18 protein-coding genes and 1 tRNA gene are annotated in these 20,543 nt (G+C 70.9%); 9 read left to right on the top strand and 10 right to left on the bottom strand.

Annotated features, from left to right (window positions below; all coding sequences use genetic code 11):
- Nucleotides 1–24 precede the first annotated feature (24 nt).
- The 3 genes from AB0I15_RS09725 to AB0I15_RS09715 form a co-directional block, all read right to left on the bottom strand.
- Nucleotides 25–429 (bottom strand): hypothetical protein, encoded by a 405-nt coding sequence (locus tag AB0I15_RS09725; protein ID WP_358092347.1) that lies wholly within the window; start codon nucleotides 427–429, stop codon nucleotides 25–27.
- 132 nt (nucleotides 430–561) lie between these two features.
- Entirely contained in the window at nucleotides 562–1,602 is a 1,041-nt protein-coding gene (locus AB0I15_RS09720; RefSeq protein WP_358092345.1) for a WGR domain-containing protein, read from the bottom strand.
- Nucleotides 1,603–1,871: 269 nt separating this feature from the next.
- Nucleotides 1,872–1,943 (bottom strand) — tRNA-Asn (locus AB0I15_RS09715).
- Nucleotides 1,944–2,069: 126 nt separating this feature from the next.
- On the opposite strand from AB0I15_RS09715, the gene AB0I15_RS09710 reads away from it, so the two are divergent.
- Nucleotides 2,070–2,387, top strand: a complete 318-nt coding sequence (locus AB0I15_RS09710) for a YtxH domain-containing protein (protein WP_358092343.1) — start codon at nucleotides 2,070–2,072, stop codon at nucleotides 2,385–2,387.
- A 50-nt stretch (nucleotides 2,388–2,437) separates the two neighbouring features.
- Here AB0I15_RS09710 and AB0I15_RS09705 read toward each other — a convergent pair whose 3' ends face one another.
- From AB0I15_RS09705 to AB0I15_RS09695, 3 genes are read right to left on the bottom strand one after another with little or no spacing between them, the layout of a single operon-like run.
- Nucleotides 2,438–2,914 carry a hypothetical protein gene (locus AB0I15_RS09705; RefSeq protein WP_358092341.1) on the bottom strand — a complete coding sequence of 159 codons (477 nt, stop codon included), beginning with the start codon at nucleotides 2,912–2,914 and terminating at the stop codon, nucleotides 2,438–2,440.
- Nucleotides 2,911–4,185, bottom strand: a complete 1,275-nt coding sequence (locus AB0I15_RS09700; RefSeq protein WP_358092339.1) for a hypothetical protein — start codon at nucleotides 4,183–4,185, stop codon at nucleotides 2,911–2,913. Before AB0I15_RS09700 ends, AB0I15_RS09705 begins: the two co-directional genes overlap by 4 nt.
- A gap of 32 nt (nucleotides 4,186–4,217) precedes the next feature.
- Nucleotides 4,218–4,376 carry a hypothetical protein gene (locus tag AB0I15_RS09695; protein WP_358092337.1) on the bottom strand — a complete coding sequence of 53 codons (159 nt, stop codon included), beginning with the start codon at nucleotides 4,374–4,376 and terminating at the stop codon, nucleotides 4,218–4,220.
- A gap of 176 nt (nucleotides 4,377–4,552) precedes the next feature.
- Between AB0I15_RS09695 and AB0I15_RS09690 the strand changes: the two genes are divergently transcribed.
- The 7 genes from AB0I15_RS09690 to AB0I15_RS09660 are packed head-to-tail and all read left to right on the top strand — an operon-like array spanning nucleotide 4,553 to nucleotide 12,831.
- Nucleotides 4,553–5,719, top strand: a complete 1,167-nt coding sequence (locus AB0I15_RS09690) for a hypothetical protein (protein WP_358092335.1) — start codon at nucleotides 4,553–4,555, stop codon at nucleotides 5,717–5,719.
- Nucleotides 5,716–7,893: a tetratricopeptide repeat protein gene (locus tag AB0I15_RS09685; protein ID WP_358092333.1), complete on the top strand. Its 2,178-nt coding sequence runs from the start codon at nucleotides 5,716–5,718 to the stop codon at nucleotides 7,891–7,893. The genes AB0I15_RS09690 and AB0I15_RS09685 overlap by 4 nt, the downstream gene beginning before the upstream one ends.
- Complete coding sequence (locus AB0I15_RS09680) at nucleotides 7,890–8,747, top strand: protein phosphatase 2C domain-containing protein (protein ID WP_358092331.1); 858 nt, start codon at nucleotides 7,890–7,892, stop codon at nucleotides 8,745–8,747. Before AB0I15_RS09685 ends, AB0I15_RS09680 begins: the two co-directional genes overlap by 4 nt.
- Nucleotides 8,740–10,026, top strand: a complete 1,287-nt coding sequence (locus AB0I15_RS09675; protein WP_358092329.1) for a VWA domain-containing protein — start codon at nucleotides 8,740–8,742, stop codon at nucleotides 10,024–10,026. The genes AB0I15_RS09680 and AB0I15_RS09675 overlap by 8 nt, the downstream gene beginning before the upstream one ends.
- The gene (locus AB0I15_RS09670; protein WP_358092327.1) at nucleotides 10,026–10,670 is read left to right on the top strand and encodes an FHA domain-containing protein; all 645 of its coding nucleotides are present in this window, start codon (nucleotides 10,026–10,028) and stop codon (nucleotides 10,668–10,670) included. Before AB0I15_RS09675 ends, AB0I15_RS09670 begins: the two co-directional genes overlap by 1 nt.
- Entirely contained in the window at nucleotides 10,667–12,028 is a 1,362-nt protein-coding gene (locus AB0I15_RS09665; RefSeq protein ID WP_358092325.1) for a hypothetical protein, read from the top strand. The genes AB0I15_RS09670 and AB0I15_RS09665 overlap by 4 nt, the downstream gene beginning before the upstream one ends.
- A complete protein-coding gene (locus tag AB0I15_RS09660) occupies nucleotides 12,025–12,831 on the top strand; it encodes a transporter substrate-binding domain-containing protein (RefSeq protein WP_358092323.1) in 807 nt (268 codons plus the stop codon). Before AB0I15_RS09665 ends, AB0I15_RS09660 begins: the two co-directional genes overlap by 4 nt.
- 103 nt (nucleotides 12,832–12,934) lie before the next feature.
- Here AB0I15_RS09660 and rpoD read toward each other — a convergent pair whose 3' ends face one another.
- On the bottom strand, nucleotides 12,935–14,071 hold the full coding sequence (gene rpoD, locus AB0I15_RS09655; RefSeq protein WP_103954059.1) for an RNA polymerase sigma factor RpoD: 1,137 nt from the start codon (nucleotides 14,069–14,071) through the stop codon (nucleotides 12,935–12,937).
- Nucleotides 14,072–15,164: 1,093 nt separating this feature from the next.
- Nucleotides 15,165–17,009: a DNA primase gene (gene dnaG, locus AB0I15_RS09650; RefSeq protein ID WP_358092321.1), complete on the bottom strand. Its 1,845-nt coding sequence runs from the start codon at nucleotides 17,007–17,009 to the stop codon at nucleotides 15,165–15,167.
- Between the two features lie 171 nt (nucleotides 17,010–17,180).
- On the opposite strand from dnaG, the gene AB0I15_RS09645 reads away from it, so the two are divergent.
- On the top strand, nucleotides 17,181–18,083 hold the full coding sequence (locus AB0I15_RS09645) for a M23 family metallopeptidase (RefSeq protein WP_358092318.1): 903 nt from the start codon (nucleotides 17,181–17,183) through the stop codon (nucleotides 18,081–18,083).
- Here AB0I15_RS09645 and AB0I15_RS09640 read toward each other — a convergent pair.
- On the bottom strand, nucleotides 18,049–19,206 hold the full coding sequence (locus AB0I15_RS09640) for an FAD-dependent oxidoreductase (RefSeq protein ID WP_358092316.1): 1,158 nt from the start codon (nucleotides 19,204–19,206) through the stop codon (nucleotides 18,049–18,051). The two genes, AB0I15_RS09645 and AB0I15_RS09640, sit on opposite strands and share 35 nt — an antisense overlap.
- 45 nt (nucleotides 19,207–19,251) lie before the next feature.
- Nucleotides 19,252–20,472 carry a deoxyguanosinetriphosphate triphosphohydrolase gene (locus AB0I15_RS09635; protein ID WP_358092314.1) on the bottom strand — a complete coding sequence of 407 codons (1,221 nt, stop codon included), beginning with the start codon at nucleotides 20,470–20,472 and terminating at the stop codon, nucleotides 19,252–19,254.
- Between the last annotated feature and the right edge of the window lie 71 nt (nucleotides 20,473–20,543).

Here is a 20,543-nt window from a genome sequence, read left to right as displayed (position 1 = left end):
GCCCCGGGGACGCCCTCGGCCCGCCTACCGGATCGAGCGGTCGTCCCAGACGCAGGTCAGGTGGATGACGCGGCCGTGGTGCCAGCGCTTGCCGGCCACCTTGCGCGCCACGGAACGCGGCAGTTCCCGGGCGGGCACGCTGATCGACAGCCGGTCCTCGGGGACGATCGCCACGCCGTCCTCGATGACGGTCTCGGCCAGCTCGGGCTCGATGTACCTCTCGTCGATGAGCTCGGCCACCTTGGCCTTGGAGAACCTCACCGCCTTGCCGTCGTTCAGCCAGCATCTGAGCTCGCCGCCGTACAGCACCGGCTCGTCCGACCCGCCGTGCACCCGTACCGGCCCGTCGTCGGCCAGCGCCGACCCGGCCATACCGCACAGTCCGAGTGCGGCGGCCGTGACGACGATCGCGAGGCGTCGCTTGAACATCGGGATCTCCTCCCCGAGACGATTGGACGATCCCGAGGGTGCCGCGCCGCACCTGAAGCGAGCCTTAAGACAGCCGAAGAGATCTTCAGGTACGCCTCCGCCAGACGGGAAGAGGCGGCCCTCCGCGATCCCTCAGGTGCGGGCTCCTTGATCGCCGTGGACGAACCGCCTGACGCCGGCGAGGGTGTCGGCGGTCAGGTCCGCGCAGCGGAGGGTCAGGATCTCACCACGGTAGGACCGCACCTGGAGGTGACTCTCGGGGCTGGACGTGGCCAGCAGGGGCAGCAGCCAGGTGAGGTCCTCCAGCTTGCCGGTCCTGAACTTGGCCTGCCGCATCGTGGTGCGGTCGCCCCTGTTCGGGAACGGGCCGTCCGCGCTGCGCAGGTCGAACCTCAGGTCGGTCACCGGGCAGGGGTCACGGTCCCAGGCCGAGTTGGGCAGCGCGCCCCGGCCCTCGATCCGCGCCTCGGCGAAGGTCTCGGTGTCGGCGTCGCCGATCTCACAGTCGTGGATCGGGAAGACCCAGGCGACGCGCCCGCCGTGGACGTTCCGGCTCAGCATGGGCGAGCAGAACAGCGCGTGCGTGAACGGGCCGATCGGCGTGTCCAACGGCACCTTGTGATGCGAAGCGCCGTCGAAGGCCAACTCCCTGCGCGGCTGGAGGAAGTCCAGGAACGCCCCGGCCAGGCCGGGGTCGTGGGAGCGGCCCCTGACGTTGAACACCAGGGCCCTGCGCTCGTCGCCGGTGAGCACGAGATAGTGCCAGAAGCCCATGTCCGCCCGCCTGCCGGAGAGGCCGGCCCTGACGTACACGCCCGCCCGCTCGCCGAACGGCTCGTAACCGTCCAGGCCGGCGCCGGCTCTCGGCAGGTCGAGCAGCTTGACGTCCCGGAACGGATCGGGGTCGGGGTCGGGCGCGGGTGCGGGTGCGGGCTCCGGGCCGGGTTCGAGCGCGGTGTCCACGACCTCGGTGTAGCCCTGGCGCCGCTTCTCGCGGATCTTCTGGTGGAAGTGGCGTTCGGCATGTGCCTCGTCGTCGAGGGTGGTGCTGCTCCCGCGCAGGACGCCGCCCGCCACACCCCACGACATGTGGCAGCGGATCCCCTCCCGTTCGATCTGCCAGAGCCGCACCACGTCGTGGGCGCGCTTTTCGAAGGTTCGTGATTCCGACATACCGGTGGAGTCTCCATCTCGGCGTGATCACCGATCAACGTTGAAGGGACTCCAGCCCACCAGAACCCGGTATGTTCCGGGCATAGAACGCCCGACCCCCGGCTCATGAAATTGTTCGGTTTCAGGCTCGTCCGGGAAGCGCTGTTCCAGTACGGCAGATCGCTCACGCCAGAACAGTGCCGCGACTCAGCTGGGTAGTGGCTCGCGGAACGACTCAGGCCCCCTGTCCTGGATCTAGGAAGGGGGCCTGAGTCTTCGCGCTGTCGAAGCTCCCGCGATAGGACTCGAACCTATAACCTGCCGGTTAACAGCCGGCTGCTCTGCCGTTGAGCTACGCGGGATCGTCCGTTTGCGCACTTCGCCGGGGCTGGTGGGCCTCTTCGCTGCGCGCAGGAATAGATTAGCGCACTCCGGGAGTGCGTGTCGCATCGCGATCGGGGTAGGCCCGGAGTCAGCGGAGGTGCAAAATGCGTTATCGGATGACATTCGTGCTTGGTCTGGCCGTCGGCTATGTGCTGGGCAGCCGGGCCGGTCGCGAACGGTACGAGCAGATCAAGCGGTCGGCGCAACGCGTCGCCGACAATCCCAGGGTCCAGGAGGTCGCCGGGGTGTTCGGCGCGCAGGCGTCGAAGTTCGCGGGGATGGCCCGGACGAAGGTGGGGGACACGCTCCAGCAGCGGATCCCGTTCCTGCATTCGGACGACCACAATCCCGACACCGGCACCGGCTGGCCCGACGAGGACGTGATGGACAAGAAGGCCCGCGAGAGCGGCCTCCCCTACTGAGGGGACGAGCATGGGCCCGGGTGAGCCGTACACCCCCGCACGCCTGCGGCTCACACGCCCATGCTGCGCCGCACGCCCTCCAGGGCCTGCTCGGCCTGCGCGCGCAGACCCGGGTCCTCGGGGTCGAGCCCGTCGTCGAAGACGAGGGTCCAGCCGAGCACCTCACCGCCGGGCGGACGCCTGGCCACCAGCCGTACGCCGCCCCTTCCGGGCAGGCTGACGTGCTTGTTCACCACGATCGTGGCGTTGACGCGCTCGCGCACGGTCTCGGGCAGCACGCGCGGCTCGCCGATCCGCTCGAAGTGCCGCCGGCCGTCCGTGGTCAGCACGCGCAGCCCCTCCTCGTCCCACGACGCCCGGTCGATCTCCTCGTACGGCACCCGCGTCCCGTCGGTCAGGTGCAGCGCCAGGTTGGTGGCCACCACGTGGCCGTCGTCGTCGGTGCGGGCGAAGGTCAGCACCCGCTCCCCCCGCTCGGTGTTCAGCGACTTGCGCACGTCGGCGGGCAGGCGGTGGAAAAGACTCATTCCACCACGGTATCGGCGAGCAGATCGAGGGTGAGCGCCGCGCTCCACGAGAAGTCCCGGCAGCCGCGCCCGCTGCCGTCGAAGGGGTCGAAGCACTCGCGGAAACCGGCCTGCCGCACGAGGCGCAGGGTGCCGTTGGTGAGCTGCTGGGCGAGCTGGTCGAGCGAGTGCACGGCGGCGGCCCGGCGCAGCAGCCAGTTGGTGTTCACCCAGGAGGGCCCGCGCCAGTAGCGGGTCCGGTCGAACTGCGCGGCGCGGATCTCACAGCTCGGCACGGGATAGCCGGTGGCCCCCATGAACCGGGCCGACTCCAGCACCTCCACGGCCGCGCGCAGGTGGTCGCTGGGCAGCCCGGGATCCAGCAGCGGCCCGAACGCGCCGACCGTGCACACCTTGATCAACCGGTCGGTACGCAGGTCCCTGGCGTAGTAGCAGCCGTCCCAGAGGCGCTCGATCATGGCCTGCCTGATGTGCTCGGCCTGTTCGGCGTGGGGCTTGGGGTCGGCGCCCGCCAGCGGCGCCAGCTCGGCCAGTGCCTGGCAGGAGGCCAGCCAGATGCCATTGAACATGGGGTCCTCGACCGCGAACGGATGCTCGTCGCGCAGGTAGCCGGGGCTGTAGCCGGCGTCGCGGTAGCGCATGGCGAGCCAGACGTAGCGGTCGTGGTCGCTGTCGGGGTGGCGTTCGTCGAGTTCGACGTTGCGGTAGCCGTACCTGATGACGGGCAGCGCGGCGAGCGGCTGGTCCCAGGCGGGGCTGTCGTCCATGCCCGACTCCCAGGGGTGCACGATCGCGGCCAGGCCCGCGCCGCCGAGGTCGCGGGCCGAGGCGAGGTATTCGTGCTGGGCCACCAGCGCCGGGTACGCCTTCCTGACGAAGGCGGCGTCACCGGTGTGCCGGTAGAGCCACCACAGCGCCAGCGCGTGCAGCGGTGGCGCGGTGAGTCCTGAGGTGAGCACGTTCGGCGCGGCGTCGTGCTCCTGCGAGAGCCACACGGAGGGCCCGGGGAAATACGCCTCGCGGGTGTGGAAGACGATGTGCGGCACCATCCCGGTCGCCCACTGCCCGCGCAGCAGGCTGAGCAACTCGTCGCGCGCCCGGTCCGGCCGATGCCTGGCCAGGCCGATGACGACGAACGCGGAGTCCCAGCTCCATTGGTGCGGGTAGAGCCCTGGGGCGGGCACCGTGCCGGCGCCCGTCCAGTTCGCCTCGAGCACGCCCAGCGCCTCGCGCCCGAGCGCGGCATCGTCGACTGCCGGCCGCGCCTCCATCACCCAACTATGACGAAGGATGTCCCAGGAAGCTATGTCCTCTTGGCCCACTTCGACAGGAACATGACGCCGAAGGCCACGGCGCCGATGATGAGGCCCCACTTGAGCAGCGTGAGGGCGAAGCCCACGAGGGGGCCGAGCAGCACGAGCGCGGCGACGACCGCCGCGATGATCAGAAGTATGCGTCCCATGTCCTGAACGCTACGAGATCCTTTAAGCGGATTGCAGGCGAGACAGGGTTGAATCAGGGACAACTCAGGGTTCCCCCGAGCCAAAGGAACTTAATAGCCAAAACCCGCCGTTGAGCCGATATAAAGGGGCATCGGGGGGCCTCTTCACGGGGAGCGTGATGAGCCTGGGACCACCTATGAGCAGGGAAGGCGCTGAGCACGCGCTGCGCGCTCGGGCTGACGAACGCGACCGCATCTCAGGCGACCTGCTCGATCTCGAATCCCACACCACCTACCAGTTGTTGAAGGGCGCCTCCTTACGCGGGGCGACCGGACGGCGCTGGGCCACGGCGCACGAGTCGCTGGCGACCCTGTGGTCGCTGAACGACGCCTACCGGGCGGTGCTGCGCGACGCCGAGCAGCTCAGGGCCGGACGCGCCAAGCTGAGCGCCGAGCAGCTCGCCGAGCTGACCGGGCTGCTCACGGGCCCCGCCGTCCTGCTGCGCGCCGCCACCAAGCCGGTCGAGCAGCGCTCGCTCCTCCCCCAGGCGGACGAGCGGCTGACGCTCGACCAGACCGTCACCCGGATGGACGCCGCCTTCCGCGACGTCACCTCCACGCTCAACGACATCGACGCGGTGTGGAACACCGTGCTGCCCCGCCTCGACGACGCCGACGCCGTCCTGCGCCGGATCCGCGAGCTCGAGCGCGAGCTGGGCGAGGCGGCCGGCCTGGCCGCCCAGGAGGCGGACCTGAAGCGGATGCGCGCCGACGTGGTCGAGGACCCGCTCGGCGCCGCCGTCGAGCAGGACCTCGACCGGCTGACCCGCCTGCTGGCCGGCGCGAAGACGGAGCTCGAACTGGCGATCGTGGTCAAGGGCGAGTACGCCAGGCGCCGCGAGGACCTGGTGGCGGCGCTCGACCGGGTACGCGCGGCCGAGAGCGAGGCCAGGCTGGCCCACGGCTCGGTCGTGGTCAAGATCGCCCTGCCGCCGCAGGCCCAGCCGCGCACCAGGACCACGGCGCTGGAGGCCGGCCTGGACGCCCTCGACGCCTCCGCCGACCCCTGGGTGCTGCGGGCCAAGCGGCTCTCGGCGCTGGAGGACGAGGTGCGCAAGGCGGCCGAGCAGTCGCAGGCCACCGCCAAGGCCCTGTACGGGCTGGTCGGCAGGCGCGACGAGCTGCGCGGCCGGCTCGGCGCGTGCCAGGTGATGGCGGTGCGCAAGGGACTGGCCGAGGACCCGGCCGCCGCCGAGCTGTACGAGCGGGCGCGCCTGATCCTGTGGAGCGCTCCCTGCGACCTGACGAAGGCGGCGGCGGCCGTCGAGACCTACCAGCGCGCGATACACGGAGGTAAGCGATGACCCGCTGCGCGCAGCCCGGCTGCACGGGAACGATCGAGGAGGGCTACTGCGACCTGTGCGGCCACGCGGCGAGCCCGTCGCCTGTGTCCGCTCCTGGGTCCGGCTCCGGGCTCGGCTCCGGGTCCGCCCCTGGGCCCGCCCCGATGTCCTCCCCGATGTCCGTCTCCGTGAACACCCAGCCCGTGAGCAGGTCGGCCAGCTCGCCGGCGAGCAGCGGCAGGTCGCGGGCCGGGGTGCTGGCCACCATCGCGGACCTGCCGTCGGTGCCCTACCGCGACCCGGCCACCGCGATCATGGCCGACCCGCAGGTGCCCGAGGACAAGCGTCACTGCGCCAACCCGGCGTGCGCGAAGCCGGTGGGCCGCTCGCGGGAAGGACGGCCGGGGCTGACGGACGGGTTCTGCCCGCACTGCCGCACCCAGTTCTCCTTCACCCCCAAGCTGGACAAGGACGACCTGGTAGCCGGCCAGTACCGCGTGCTGGGCTGCCTGGCGCACGGCGGGCTCGGCTGGATCTACCTGGCCTCCGACGAGAACCTCGACGGCCGGTGGGTGGTGCTCAAGGGCCTGCTCAACACCATGGACGCCGAGGCGCTCGCGGCGGCGGAGGCCGAGCGGAAGTTCCTCACCACGGTCGACCACCCCAACATCGTCAAGATCTTCAACTTCCAGCGCTCGGCCGGGCTCGGCTACATCGTCATGGAGTACGTGGGCGGCCAGTCGCTGCACGAGCTGCGCCGCCAGGGCCCGCTGCGACTGCGCGAGGTCCTCATGTACGGCAGGGAGATCCTGCACGCCTTCGGCTACCTGCACGAGAACGGCCTGGTCTACTGCGACCTCAAACCGGCCAACGTGATCAGGGTCGGCAAGCGGCTCAAGCTCATCGACCTGGGCGCGGTGCAACCCTTCGGCTCACCGGTGGGCTCGTCGTGGGTCACCACCGGCTACCACGCCCCCGAGCTGGACCGGCAGCCGTCGTCGGTGGCCTCCGACCTCTACACCGTGGCCAGGACGCTGGGGGTGCTGGCCATGTCGGGGTGGAGCCCGGCGTCGGGCGGCTCGGCCAACCCGCTGCCGGTGGACTGCGGGCATCCGTCCTTCACCCGCCTGCTGCGTAAGGCCACCGCGGCGAACCCGGCCGACAGGTTCCAGAGCGCGTGGGAGATGGAGGAGCAGCTCGTCGGGGTGCTGCGGGAGGTCAGCGCCCTGGAGGACGGGGTGCCGTACCCGGCGCCGTCGACGTTGTTCGGGCCCGAGCGGACCGCGGTGGGGACAGCGCTGTCGGAGACGGGCGACCAGGTGTTCGGGCCGCTCGACCCGGTCGCGGCGGCCGCGGCGCTGCCGGTGCCGCTCGTTGATCCGGCCGACCCGGCGGCCGGGGCGCTGGCCGGGCTGCTCGGGCGCGACGGCAAAGAGCTGATCGAGCAGCTCGCCGCGATGCCGCAGACGCCCGAGACGAAGCTCATGCGGGTCAGGTTGCTGGCCGAAGAGAGCGCGGCCGAGACGCCCATCCTGCTCAACGAGCTGGCCAGGGAGTTGCCGGGCGACTGGCGGGTCACCTGGTACCAAGCGGTGCTGGCCCTGGCCACGCGGCAGGCGAACCAGGCGGTGGCGCTGTTCGACGCCTGTCTGTCGGCACTGCCCGGCGAGCTCGCGCCCAAGCTGGCGCTGGCGTTCGCGCTGGAGTGCGCGGGCCAGCCGGCCGCCTCCTGGTACGAGTGCGTCTGGCGGACCGACCACACCTACGTCAGCGCCGCCTTCGGGCTGGCGAGGACGGGCCGGATGAGCGTGCTCGACGAGGTACCGGCCACGTCGGTCTACCGGGTCGCGGCGCAGGTGGCGCTGGCGGCCTCGGTGGTGCGGCGGCCGGACCTGAGCGCGCTGCAGCCGGCCGACCTGGTGGGCGCGGCCGATCGGGTGGCCGGCCAGGCCGACCTCGACCCGCGCCGCCGCGACCTGCTCACGGCCGAGCTGCTGCACTCGGCGCTGGCCTGGCTGGAGTCGAGCCCGCCGCCCAAGGGCCTGCGGCTGGCCGACGCGCCGTTCACGGAACCGGGGCTGCGCAGACGGCTGGAGTCCATCTTCCGCAAGCTGGCCGTGGCCGCGGAGACCCGCCAGGAACGCCATGCCCTGATCGACCAGGCGAACGCCGTAAGACCGAGGACGTGGCTGTGAGCGAGGACGTGACCGTGAGCGGGGACCCGGAGGGCGCGGCGACGTGTCCCGTGTGCGAGGCGCCCGTGGTGGCGGGTGACACCTACTGCGAGGCGTGCGGTCACGCCCTCGGGGCTCCGGCGTGCTCGTCCTGCGGGGCGGCGGCCGTGGACCCGGAGGGATACTGCGAGCGGTGCGGGCTGCGGCAGCCCACCGGCCGGGATCACGCCGAGACCGTGCTGCCCGGCGGCGCGGCGGCCCTGACGGACAGGGGCCTGCGCCGCAGCCGCAACGAGGACGCGATGGCCCTGCTCGAGGCCGGCACCGCGGTGGTGACCGTGGTCTGCGACGGCGTGGGCAGCTCGCCGCGCGCCGACGAGGCGTCCGCGGTGGCCGTCGAGACCGCCTCCGCCGCGCTGGCCAGGGGGTTGTCGCAGGAGGAGGCGTTCGAGCTGGCCGGACGGGCCGTGACCAAGCTCGCGACCTCCGTGGACGACGCCCCGGCCTGCACGTACGTCGCCGCCGTGGCCGAGCCGGGCCGGGTGACGCTGGCCTGGGCCGGCGACACCCGCGCGTACCTGCTGCCCGAAGGCGTCCCGCTGACCGAGGACGACGCCGTCGAGACCGGTGAGATCACCGCCTGGCTCGGGGCCGACGCCGTGGACGTCGGGCTCCACGTCCGGACCTTCACCACCCGCTCCGGCCTGCTGCTGGTCTGCAGCGACGGCCTGTGGCGCTATCTGGACGGCTACGCCTTCCCCGTGACGGGCGCCCCGATCGAGATGGCCCGCGAGATGCTGCGCCACGCGCTGGACTCCGGCGGCCAGGACAACGTGACCATTGCTCTGATCCCCCTAGGAGACACCCATGGCTGACCAGCCCGCTTTCACTCTCAACATCGACCAGAACAAATATCTCCCCACCGACGGCCGCGAGGTGCACGCCATTCTCACCGTGGGCTCGACCGGCGGCGCGCCCGCGCGGGCCGGCGACGCGGAGGCGGCCGAAGTGATCATCATTGACACCTCGGGCTCGATGAGCGGGAGCAAGATCCGTGAGGCCAGGCAGGCCGCCGCGACCGCCGTGCAGACCCTGCGCGACGGCGTCTATTTCGCGGTGATCGCCGGTACGGAGTCGGCCAAGGTCGTCTATCCGGGCGGCGCCCCCAGCCTGGTCAAGGCCACCCCGGCCACCAGGTCCGAGGCCGAGCGGGCGATCAGCCGATTGCTCGCGCACGGCGGCACCGCCATGGGCGAGTGGCTGAAGCTGGCCGGTCATCTGCTCACCTCGCGCCCGTCGGCGATCAGGCACGCGCTGCTGATGACCGACGGCCAGAACAACGAGCGCCCCGACGTGTTCGGCGCGGTGCTGGCGGGCTGGAGCGGCAAGTTCGTGACCGACTGCCTGGGCGTCGGCGACGACTGGGTGCCCGCGGAGCTGCGCAAGGTGGCCGAGGCGATGCTGGGCACGTTCGACTTCGTCCGCAACCAGGGGGATCTACCGGAGTACTTCCGCCGGCTGACGCAGACCTCGATGAGCAAGACCGTGGCCGACCTGTCGCTGCGGGTGTGGGTGCCGCAGACCGCGCGGCTGAAGTTCGTCAAGCAGGTCTCCCCCACGCTGCTCGACCTGACCGGCAAGCGCACCGACGTCAACCCGCTGACCGGCGACTACCCGACCGGCTCGTGGGGCACGGAGGAGCGCGAATACCACGTCTGCGTCGAGGTGCCGCCGGGGCAGATCGGCCAGGAGATCAGGGCCGGTTGGGTCAAGCTCGTCCGCCCCGACACCCAGGAGGTCGTGGCCAGCGGCAACGTGCTGGCCCAGTGGACCGACGACCTGGCCCAGTCCACCCGGATCAACGGCAAGGTCGCCCACTACACCGGCCAGGCCGAGCTGCACGAGCTGATCCAGGACGGGCTCAGCGCCCGGGCCATGGGCGACGTCGACACCGCGACCGCGCGGCTGGCCAAGGCCAGGCAGATCGCCACCGAATCCGGCCGCGAGGACACCGCCAGGCTGCTGGAGCGGGTGGTCGAGGTGGACCCGGCGACCGGCACGGCCAGGCTGCGCAGGAATGTGGAGAAGGCCGACGAGATCGAGCTGGACACCGGCTCCGTGCGTACGAGCCGGTTGCGCAAGGAAGGAAGCTGATGGCGACCTGCCCGCAGGGGCACCCGTCGGGGGCCGACGACTACTGCGACGTCTGCGGCACCCAGATGACCGGGGCGCCCCAGCCCGTACCGCAGGGGCAGGCACAGGGACAGGCTTCAGCAGACACGGCGGCCGAGGGCTGTCCGGTCTGTCAGACGCCGCGCGCCGGGCAGTTCTGCGAGGTGTGCGGTCACGACTACAGCGGCAACGGCGTCTCCGTCCAGGTTCCGGTGACCGGGGCCCGGTGGGAGGCGGTGACGGCGGCCGACCGCGCCTACTACGAGAAGGTCATCGCCGAGGGCGGGCCGGACGCCGACGCGGTGGCGTTCCCGCCGTACTGCCCGGAGCGGTCGTTCGGGCTGCTCGGCGAGCAGGTACGCATCGGGCGGCGCAGCAGGGCCAGGAACCTGGCGCCGGAGATCGACCTGACCGGGCCGCCCGAGGACCCCGGCGTCTCGCACCTGCACGCCGTGCTGCTGGCCCAGCCCGACGGCTCGTGGATGCTGGTGGACCCCGGCTCGGCGAACGGCACCCAGGTGAACGGCCGGCCACTCAAGATCAACGTGCCGATCCGGGTCGGTCCCGGTGACCGGATCCACCTGGGCGCCTGGACGGTCATCACGATCAGGGAGGGGACACCGTGACCCTGGTGCAGACCCGGGGCGCGCCACCGGCGGCGCACCGCAGCGGGGTGCCCGGCCGGATCCGGATCATCTCCGGCATCACGGTCGCCTCGCTCGCCCTGCTCTTCGCCGCGCTCGCGGTCGGCAGCTCAAGCGCCCGTGACGGGCTGCGGATCATCGGCCGCGACGCCGGACCGCAGGTCGTCGCCACGGCCGGGCTCTACCTGGCGCTGAGCGACATGGACGCGCAGGTGGCCAACGCCATCGTGATGGGCGACGCCTACCCCGGCCAGCGCAGGGACGCGCTCGCCCGGTACACCCAGCGGCGGGGCGAGGCCAACACGGCGCTGCTGAAGGCGTTCGAGCTGTCGAGCGACAACCAGGCCGAGCGGATGACCGTGCAGTCGGTGCTCGACGGGCTCGGCCAGTACGAGCGGCTGGCCGGGCAGGCGCTGCTGCTGGACGAGCGCGCCGCGCACGCGCCCGGCCCGCCGCCGGCGGAGGTCGTGCGCACCTATCGCGCGGCCACCGACCTGATGCGGCTGGTGCTGCTGCCGCAGGCGTACAACCTGACGCTGGAGAGCGGCACGATCGTGCGCAGCACCTACGACGACAAGGCGCTCATGGTGCCGCTCGTGCGGGTCGCGGTGGTGCTGGCCGGGCTGATCGCGCTCGGCTGCCTGATCTGGCTGCAGGTCTTCCTGGCGCGGCGCTTCCGGCGGGTGTTCGGGCCGGCGCTGCTGGTGGCCACGATCGCGACCGCGGTCGCGCTGGTCTTCGGGGTGAACGTGCTCGGCCAGGACGAGGAGGCGCTGCGCACGGCCAAGGGGGCCGGGTTCGACTCGGTGCTGACGCTGGCCAAGGCGCGGGCGATCAGCAACAGCATGCAGGGTGACCAGAGCCGTTACCTGCTGGACAAGGAGCGGGCCGACACCTACGAGCACACGTACCTGGACAAGTCACTGTCGATCATCTACTTCGAGGCCGGCAACCTGCGGACGTACCACAGCGAAGTGGGCAAGGGGTCGAAGGACTTCTTCGGGATGCTGGGGCCCGAGCTCGTCGGCAAGGAGGGGCAGGACGTGTTCCGGGCGTACCGGACCTTCCAGGCGACCGACCAGCGCTTCCGGGGGCTCGTCGCGAGCGGGCGGACCAATGACGCGGTCGACGAGCGGCTGAAGGCGGTGACGACGGCGTTCACCGCGTACGACGAGGCGCTGATGGCGCTGGCCGAGCGGCACCAGAGCGTGTTCAAGCGCGCGATCGACACGGGCGAGGGCGCGCTGGACCGGCTGTGGGGGCTGCTTCCGTACGCGATCGGCGCGATCGGCCTGCTGGTGATCGCCGGCGTGTGGCCACGACTCAAGGAGTACCGGTGAAACGGGTGCTGGCGGTGGTGCTGGTCCTGGCCGCGGCGGTCGTCGCGGGCTGCGGGATGGGCGGGCAGGAGTCGATCCTGGACAAGGAGCGGCTGGTCATCGGGGTACGCTCCGACCTGCCCTCGGTCGGGTTCCGCAAGCCCGACGGGACGTACGACGGCTTCGACGTGGACGTGGCCCGCTACATCGGCCTGAAGCTGGGCAAGGACTTCACGTTCCTGGGAGTGCTGGCCGCCGACCGGGAGAAGGTGCTCGGCAACGGGCGGGCCGATCTGGTGGTGGCCACGTTCACGATCGATCAGGAACGTAAGACGCGGGTGTTGTTCGCGGGGCCGTACCACATCTCCTATCAGGACATCCTGACGCGGCAGGGAGAGACGATCTCCAACGTGCGCGACCTCGAAGGACGCCGGATCTGCGAGGTCAAGGGATCGAACGCGGCCCAGCGGGTCGTGGACGAGCGGGAGGTGGCGGCGCAGGTCGTGCCGTTCCCCGACTACAAGCAGTGCCTGGCGGCGCTGAAGAGCAAGCAGGTGGACGCGGTCACCACCAACGACGTCATCCTGGCCGGCCTGGCCGCGCAGGACGGCTCGGGGCTGCGGCTGGCCAACACGCAGTTCAACGAGCAGCGCACGGGGGTCGGGCTGGCCAAGGGCGACGTGCCCGGGTGCGAGGCGGTCAACCGGGCGATCACCGCCATGTACCAGGACGGGACCGCGGCCAAGCTGCTGAGCAAGTGGTTCGGGACGTCGGGGCTGAAGTTCGGCACGATCGCGGTGCCGCAGTTCGAGGGCTGCTCCTGAGCAGGCGTGCTCCGGGACGGGGCCGGGCGGCGAGTCCGGCGGGCCGCCCCTGAGCGAACGGAACGGGCCCGGGCCGAATCGGCCCGGGCCCGTTCCGTTGGCGTCAGTCCAGGTAGTCCCGGAGCATCTGCGCGCGCGTCGGGTGGCGGAGCTTGGCCAGGGTCTTCGACTCGATCTGGCGGATGCGCTCCCGCGTGACCCCGAACTCCCTGCCCACCTCCTCCAGCGTGCGCGGATGGCCGTCGGCCAGGCCGAAGCGAAGCTGGATGATGCGCTGCTCGCGGTCTGACAGCGTGGCCAGGATGTCGTCGAGCTGGTCCTGCAGCATGATGAAGGCCGCGGCCTCCATGGGCACGACGGCGTCGGCGTCCTCGATGAAGTCACCGAGGTCGGAGTCCTCCTCGCCGATCGGCGACTGCAGCGACACGGGCTCCTGGGCGATGCGCTGGATCTCCACCACACGATCGACAGGGAGGTCCATCTCCTTGGCGATCTCCTCGGGAATCGGCTCGCGGCCGAGGTCCTGGTGGAGCTGGCGCTGGACTCTGACGAGTTTGTTGATGGTCTCCACCATGTGCACGGGAATGCGGATCGTCCGCGCCTGGTCGGCGATGGCCCGAGTGATCGCCTGTCTGATCCACCAGGTCGCGTAGGTGGAGAACTTGTACCCCTTCGTGTAGTCGAACTTCTCGACCGCACGGATGAGGCCCAGGTTGCCCTCCTGGATCAGGTCCAGGAACAGCATGCCGCGGCCCACGTACCGTTTGGCGATCGACACCACGAGCCTGAGATTGGCTTCGATGAGCCGCTGTTTAGCCCGGGTGCCCTGCCAGACGAGCTCCCTGAACTCCGGGAAGGCCAGACGCGAGACCCCGTTGGCCAGCTTGTCCTCGGCGAACAGACCGGCTTCGATCGACTTGGCGAGCTCCACCTCCTCCTCAGCCGTCAGCAGTGGCACGCGGCCGATCTCCCGCAGATATATACGGACAAGATCACTGGTCGGCGCCCGCTTGCCTACGTCTTCCTCATCGGCGCGGGTGGTCTCCTCGTCGCCCTGGGGCTCGAGGACCTCCACGCCGTTCTCGGCGAGCATCCGCACGACGCGTTCCAGCGCGTCGGACGGCAACTCGGATCGGTCAAGCGCGGCTGCGACGTCATCGACGGTTACGCTCCCGCGCTCCCTTCCCTTCGCGACGAGGTCCGCCACCTGATCTACCGATGGCGGTCCGCTTGGCAGCACCGATGCACCCACGGGAGACAGTCTGCAGTATTGGTTCCAGCAAATGGCAGACCCATTTTTGTCACCGAAGGTAAGACGATCGTGCTTACCGAATTGAGATCGCAATAAGGTTTAGCCCAAGTTTGATCAGGAAAGTAAAGTCAATTACGCGGTCTGGATTCACGCGCCCGGCGACACCCTCAGGTCGGACGCAACTCTTTCGCTGCCTGGATGCCCTTGTCCGTTCGCTTTGTCGCGACTTGGACCGCGCCAAATTCCCTGGTCAACCACCCTGGTATACCGCTTGCGATCGCAGCCGAACTGTTACCAACCGGCGGCCACGCACCCCGCTCTGAGGGGTCCGCGGGGGTCGGCCGCCTCGGTCGCGCCGATGCCTGTGCCGATCACGAGACACCAGGTCGGCGCACCGGTGACCGAAACGGAGCGTCACCTGCCTCCGGCCCACCGCTGGCAGACCGCCCTCGTCCAGGACCGCGCCACCGGGCTGGCGCGCCCGCCCCCCGTCGTGTGGGGGCCCTTCGGAACGACGCAACGCCCCCAGACCCGCCGCCGACCGGGCACCCGGGGACATCCGCACCGGCGGCTCGGTCGGCCCTGAGCGACGACCTCGGCGCTCCGGGCGGGCTGTCTGAGCGGCACCCTGGGGCGCCCAGGACGGCACGCTGGGCGGCCCGCCCTGGGCGGCGCTCTGAACGCCGCTCTGGTCTGCCGCGGGCCGGCCGCCGGGCGGAACGTCGGCCCACCTGGCCGGGCGGAAGGCACCAGGCCGCCGGCGTCGCGGCGCTGACGACCTGTGCGGCGGGCGGTGGCGGTGCGGCCGTCGTGCCGAGACGGCAGCGGTGGCGCGGTCGTCGAGGCGGCGAGTGTGAGGGCTGCGGGTGTGAGGGCTGCGGGCTTGGGCGGCGGTAGGCGGTGATGGCTGCAGGTGTCACTGGCAGGGCGGCCGGTGACCATCGGCTGGGGGTCGGCTGGGATCGTGGCCGGGGTTTCGGCCGTGGCCCGGGGGCCGTGACCCGGGGGCCGGGGGCCGTGACCCGGGGGCCGGGGGCCGTGACCCGGGGGCCGGGGGCCGTGACCCGGGGGCCGTGGCCGGTCAGCCGCCCGCGACGCGGTCGCGCAGCACTCTGCGCTGCTGCTCCAGCGCCACCAGCTCCCCGAACAGCTTGTTGTACTCCTGCTGCTCCTCCACCGGATTGAGCCGCTGGATGCGCGACTTCACCTGCGCGATGGCCCGGTCGACCGGCATGGCCTCGGCGGCGGCCAGGATGTCACGGGCGTAGCGCTCCTCGGCGTGGGTGTCGGCGTGGATCGGCTCCACCGCGAACCGGGTCACCAGCCCCCGCACCCCCTCCTCGTGCGCGTGCTCCAGCAGCCGGTCCACCCACTCCCGCCCGCCGTGCCCGGCCGCCGCCAGGCCGCCGGCGGCGGTGATGACCCGGTGGAGGGCGACGTGGTCGGGCGCCGTGAACGCCTGCGGGTCGAGGGCGTCGAAGCGGGGGCCGAGCAGGGCCGGGCGCTGCACGGCCAGCTTGATGAGCTCGCCCTCCACCCGCACGCTCGGATCCGTCGGCGCCGCCTTGGGCGCCCGCTGCCGGCGGCCCTGCTGGGCGCTGCCGGACATCTCGGCGATGCGCTGCATGACGAACCGCTCGTCCATGAACCCCAGCCACCGGTCGAGGTCGATGGCGTAGCGCTTGCGCAGGCCGACGTCCTTGATGCCGGCCACGATCGGCGCGGCGGCGTCGAGGGCGGCGATCTTGCCCTCGTTGCTGCGCAGGTCGTAGCGGGAGATCGTGCTCCTGATCGCGAACTGGAACAGCGGCTCCCGGCTGGCGATCAGATCCCGCACGGCCGCGTCGCCCTGTTTGATGCGCAGGTCGCAGGGGTCGAGCCCGTCGCTCTGCACCGCCACGTACGTCTGCGTGACGAACTTCTGCTCGTCGGCGAACGCCCGCAGCGCCGCCTTCTGCCCTGCCGCGTCGCCGTCGAAGGTGAAGATCACCTCACCCCGGAACTCGGCCTGGTCGAGCAGGAACCGGCGCAGGATCTTGATGTGCTCCTCGCCGAACGAGGTGCCGCACGTGGCCACGGCGGTCGGAACTCCGGCGAGATGGCAGGCCATCACGTCGGTGTATCCCTCGACGATCACCGCCTGCGCCCGCTTGGAGATCTCCCGTTTCGCGAGATCGATCCCATAAAGGACCTGGCTCTTCTTGTAAAGCGGCGAGTCAGGCGTATTCAGGTATTTCGGACCATCATCGGAATCAAGCAACTTCCGTGCGCCAAAGCCGATCACATCGCCCGTGGCGTCCCTGATAGGCCAGATCAGCCGCCCCCGGAACCGGTCGATCGGCCCCCGCCGCCCCTCCTTGGACAGCCCGCCCTTGACGATCTCCTCGGCGCTGAACCCGCGCCCCAGCAGATGGCGGGTGAGCGCCTCCCACTCGGCCGGCGCGTATCCCACCCCGAACATCTCGGCGTCGGCCCGCTCGAACCCCCGCTCCGACAGGAACCGCCGCCCGGGCGCCGCGTCGGGCCCGAACAGCTTGTCGGCGTAGAACTCGGCGGCCACCCGGTGCGCCTCGATCAGCCGCGCCCGCTCACCGTGGTCGCGCCTGGGAACGTAGCCACCCTGCTCGTACTGGAGCTGGATGCCCGCCCGCTGCGCCAGCCGCTCGACGGCCTCGCTGAACGGCAGATGCTCGATCTTCTCGACGAACGTGATCACGTCGCCGCCCTCGGAGCAGCCGAAGCAGTAGAACATCCCCCGCTCCGGGGTGACGTTGAACGACGGGCTCTTCTCGTCGTGGAACGGGCACAGCCCCTTGAGGTTGCCGCCTCCGGCGCTGCGCAACTGGATGTGCTCGCCGATCACGTCGGCGATGGGGGAACGCTCGCGTACGAGTGCGATGTCGACATCACGGATCCGGCCAGCCACGCCGGTGAGTCTATTCGGCCCCACCGACGCTTCCCGCCCATCCGGGGTGGGGAAGAGGGAAGACGAGCGTCACCTGTGGGTTGCTAAAGGGGGAAAGCGGCTATGCCGGGTCTCTCGGTCGGCTACAAAGGTGAGGGTTGTCGGTGGAAAACGGTGACACGGGTGGAGAACATGCAATCGGGGCATATCGGACGATGGGTGGCCGTCGTGGGCGCTCTGCTGCTCACCGGTGCCTGCACCCAGGCCACCGGCCTGGCGGGGGTCAGCGCGAAGTCGCCTTCCACGGCTCCGGTCACGGGCACGCCCCAGGTCACCGCCACGATCCCGAACACCGTCCCGAGCGCCGAGCATCAGGCCGCCGAGCAGCCGCCGAACGGTGACGACCCGGTCCAGGTGCCGCCGCCGAAGCTGTCGAAGCACACCTACGCGTTCCCCGTGAAGGGCTGCAAGACGACCTACCAGCGCAAGCTGCTCGTGCTGCCCAAGACGACGATCTGGGCCAAGCAGGGGTGCGCGTTCGTGGCGCCGATCGGCGGCGTCGTGGACGAGGTCAACACCCTCAACCGGTGGAGCCCCGCCACCGACGCGGGCTCCGACCGCGAGGGCAAGTTCGTCACGATCGTCGGCGACGACGGCGTCCGCTACCTCGGCGGCCACCTCGACTCGGTGGCCGACGGCATCCGGCCGGGCGTCCGGGTCAAGGCCGGCCAGTTGCTCGGGCGGGTGGGCCGGACGGGCAACGCCCGCGACACCGGGCCGAACCTCTACTTCGCGATCTCGTGGAAGACCGGCCCGGCCTTCTGGTGGGTACGCAGGGGCATGGTCAAGCCGTGGGACTACCTCGACGCCTGGGAGACGGGCAACCGCACGTACTCGCCCCGGGAGGAGACCCTGAAGCTGCGCGGCAAGCTCGGTGAGACGCCGGGCTGCACCGTGCAGTGTGCCGGGACCGTCGCGCGGCAGCAGCCCACGACGGCGCCTCAGTCGAGCACGACGCCGAAGCCGAAGAAGACCAGGAAGGCCCAAGAGCCGGAAGTGATCACTCCTTCGATAGCTCCTTTTGGTCAACAATGACGCCCGACCTGATCAGCTCCTGGATGTCGTCCACGACGTCCCAGACGTTGACGTTCATGCCGGCGATCACCCGGCCGCCCCGCAGCCAGTAGACGACGAACTCGAGGCGCCCGGGGTCACCGCGATAGACGATCTCGTCGTAGCCCTCGATGTCGCCGGAGAACTCCATGCCGAGTTCGTACTGGTCGGTGTAGAAGTACGGCAGCCGGTCGTAGACCACCTCCTGGCCGAGCATGGACCGGGCGGCGGCCGGCCCGCCGTGCAGGGCGTTGGCCCAGTGCTCGACGCGGAGGTGGCGGCCGTAGCGGGGGTGGAAGAACTCGGCCACGTCGCCGGCCGCGTACACGTCGGGGTGTGAGGTGCGCAGGGCGGCGTCGGTGCGGATGCCCTGGACGACCTCGAGCCCGGCGTCGCGGGCGAGCCAGACCTCGGGGGCGGCGCCGATGCCGACCACGACGAGGTCGGCGGAGAGCCGCTCGCCCGAGCTGAGACGCACGCCGGAGTCGGTGATCTCGGCGGCGGCGGTGCCGAAGCGCAGGTCCACGCCCTTTCCGGCGTGCAGGCGGGCGAACAGGTCGCCCAGCTCCGGGCCGAGCGCGCGGTTCAGGGCGGTGGGCTCGGGCTCGACGACGGTGACCGCGCAGCCGGCCTCACGGGCGGCCGCCGCGGTCTCCAAGCCGATCCAGGAGGCGCCGACCACGAGCACGCTCGCGCCGGCGGCGAAGTGGGCCTTGAGCGCCTCGCTGTCCTCGACGGTACGCAGGTAGTAGGCGGGCCCCGGCAGGCGCCTGGGCACGGCGCCGGTCGCGATGAGCAGCTTGTCGTACGGCTGGCGCGACCCGTCCCCGAGCCGTACGACGTGGTGATCTAGCTCGATGCGGGTGGCCCGCAGGCCGAGCCGGAGATCCACGCCGTTGTCCGCGTACCACTCGGGGGCGTGAACGAAGATTTTTTCTCGTTCGCTCTTGCCTTGCAGATAGTCCTTGGAGAGGGGCGGCCGCTCGTAGGGCCGCTCGGTCTCCGCCCCGATCAGCACGATGTCGCCGTCGAAGCCCTCCTCGCGCAGCGTCTGCGCGGCCTTGGCTCCGGCCAGTCCGGCGCCGACGATCACATATGTGGCCATGGGCGCAGTATCCGCCCACCGAGGTCGTCGGGAAAGCGGGTTGTGTCAGGTCGCCAGCCTGCGGTGCCAGGTTACGGCGGAAGTGTCGGTGAGCGAGGCGATCTGGTCGATCACCACTCGTACGCGGGCCGCGTCGTCACGCGCCTCCGCGTACGCGGGCCTGAAGGCGGGCTCCAGCGTGCCCGGCGCGCCCAGGGTGATCATGGAGGCCAGCTCGGCGATGAGGTCGCGCTGCCTGGCCTGGTTGGCGTGGTGGTCGTCGGTGGTCATGACGTAGTGGGCGGTGACGCCTTTCAGCAGGGCGCACTCGAGCCTGGTGGCGTGCGGGACGACGAGGTCGGCGCGGTGGCGGGAGCCGTACACCTCCTTGGTGGCCGTCTGCGCGGACTGGCAGAAGCGGCCGATGAGGCCGCTGGTGAGCGCCTTGAGTCCGGCCAGGTCGGCGATCGTGGCCTCGAAGCGGCGCGGCCAGAGCGGGTCGGCGATCAGCTTGGCGAAGACGTCCTCGAGCTCGTTGAGGTCGGCGCCGGGGGCGTACCAGGTGCGGGTGATCGCGCACACCTGGGTGCGCTCGGCGGAGGACTGCAGGGCCTCGGGCGTGACGTGCCCGGAGTGCAGGGCGTCCTCCAGGTCGTGGACGGAGTAGGCCACGTCGTCGGCCCAGTCCATGATCTGCGCCTCGAAGCTCACCCTCCCCTCCGGCGCCCCTTCCCTGATCCACTCGAACACCGGCAGGTCGTCGTCGTACACGCCGAACTTGGGCGACTTGTCGCACGTCCACGGATATTTGATCGAGGCGTCCAGCGCGGCCCGCGTGAGGTTGAGCCCGGCGCTGCGCCCGTCGTCGGTGAGGACCTTGGCCTCAAGCCTGGTGAGCAGCCGCAGGCTCTGGGCGTTGCCCTCGAAGCCGCCACACGAGGCGGACAGCGCGTTGAGCGCCACCTCGCCGTTGTGCCCGAACGGCGGGTGCCCCAGGTCGTGCGCCAGGCAGGCGGTCTCCACCAGGTCGGGGTCGACGCCGAGGGTGGCGCCCATCTCCCGGCCGACCTGGGCGCACTCGAGGGAGTGCGTGAGGCGGGTGCGCGGGATGTGCTGGCCACCGCCCAGGGTCTCTCCTGGGCCGACGACCTGCGTCTTCGCGGCCAGCCTGCGGAGGGCGGCGCTGTGCAGGACGCGCGCTCTGTCACGTTCGAACGCAGTGCGTCCAGGATTGCCGGGAAGTTCCGGAACCCAACGCTCCTGGTCATGCTCGTCGTAGTACGGCATCGGTGAAGTGATTTTATCCAGTTTCCCGTCTCCGCTAGTGTCAAGCCTCGCGAGAACCCCTTCCCCGGGAG

This window comes from Nonomuraea sp. NPDC050643 (assembly GCF_040654715.1).
In the GTDB taxonomy this organism is placed as follows: domain Bacteria; phylum Actinomycetota; class Actinomycetes; order Streptosporangiales; family Streptosporangiaceae; genus Nonomuraea.
This window is presented reverse-complemented; position numbering and strand designations above follow the sequence as displayed.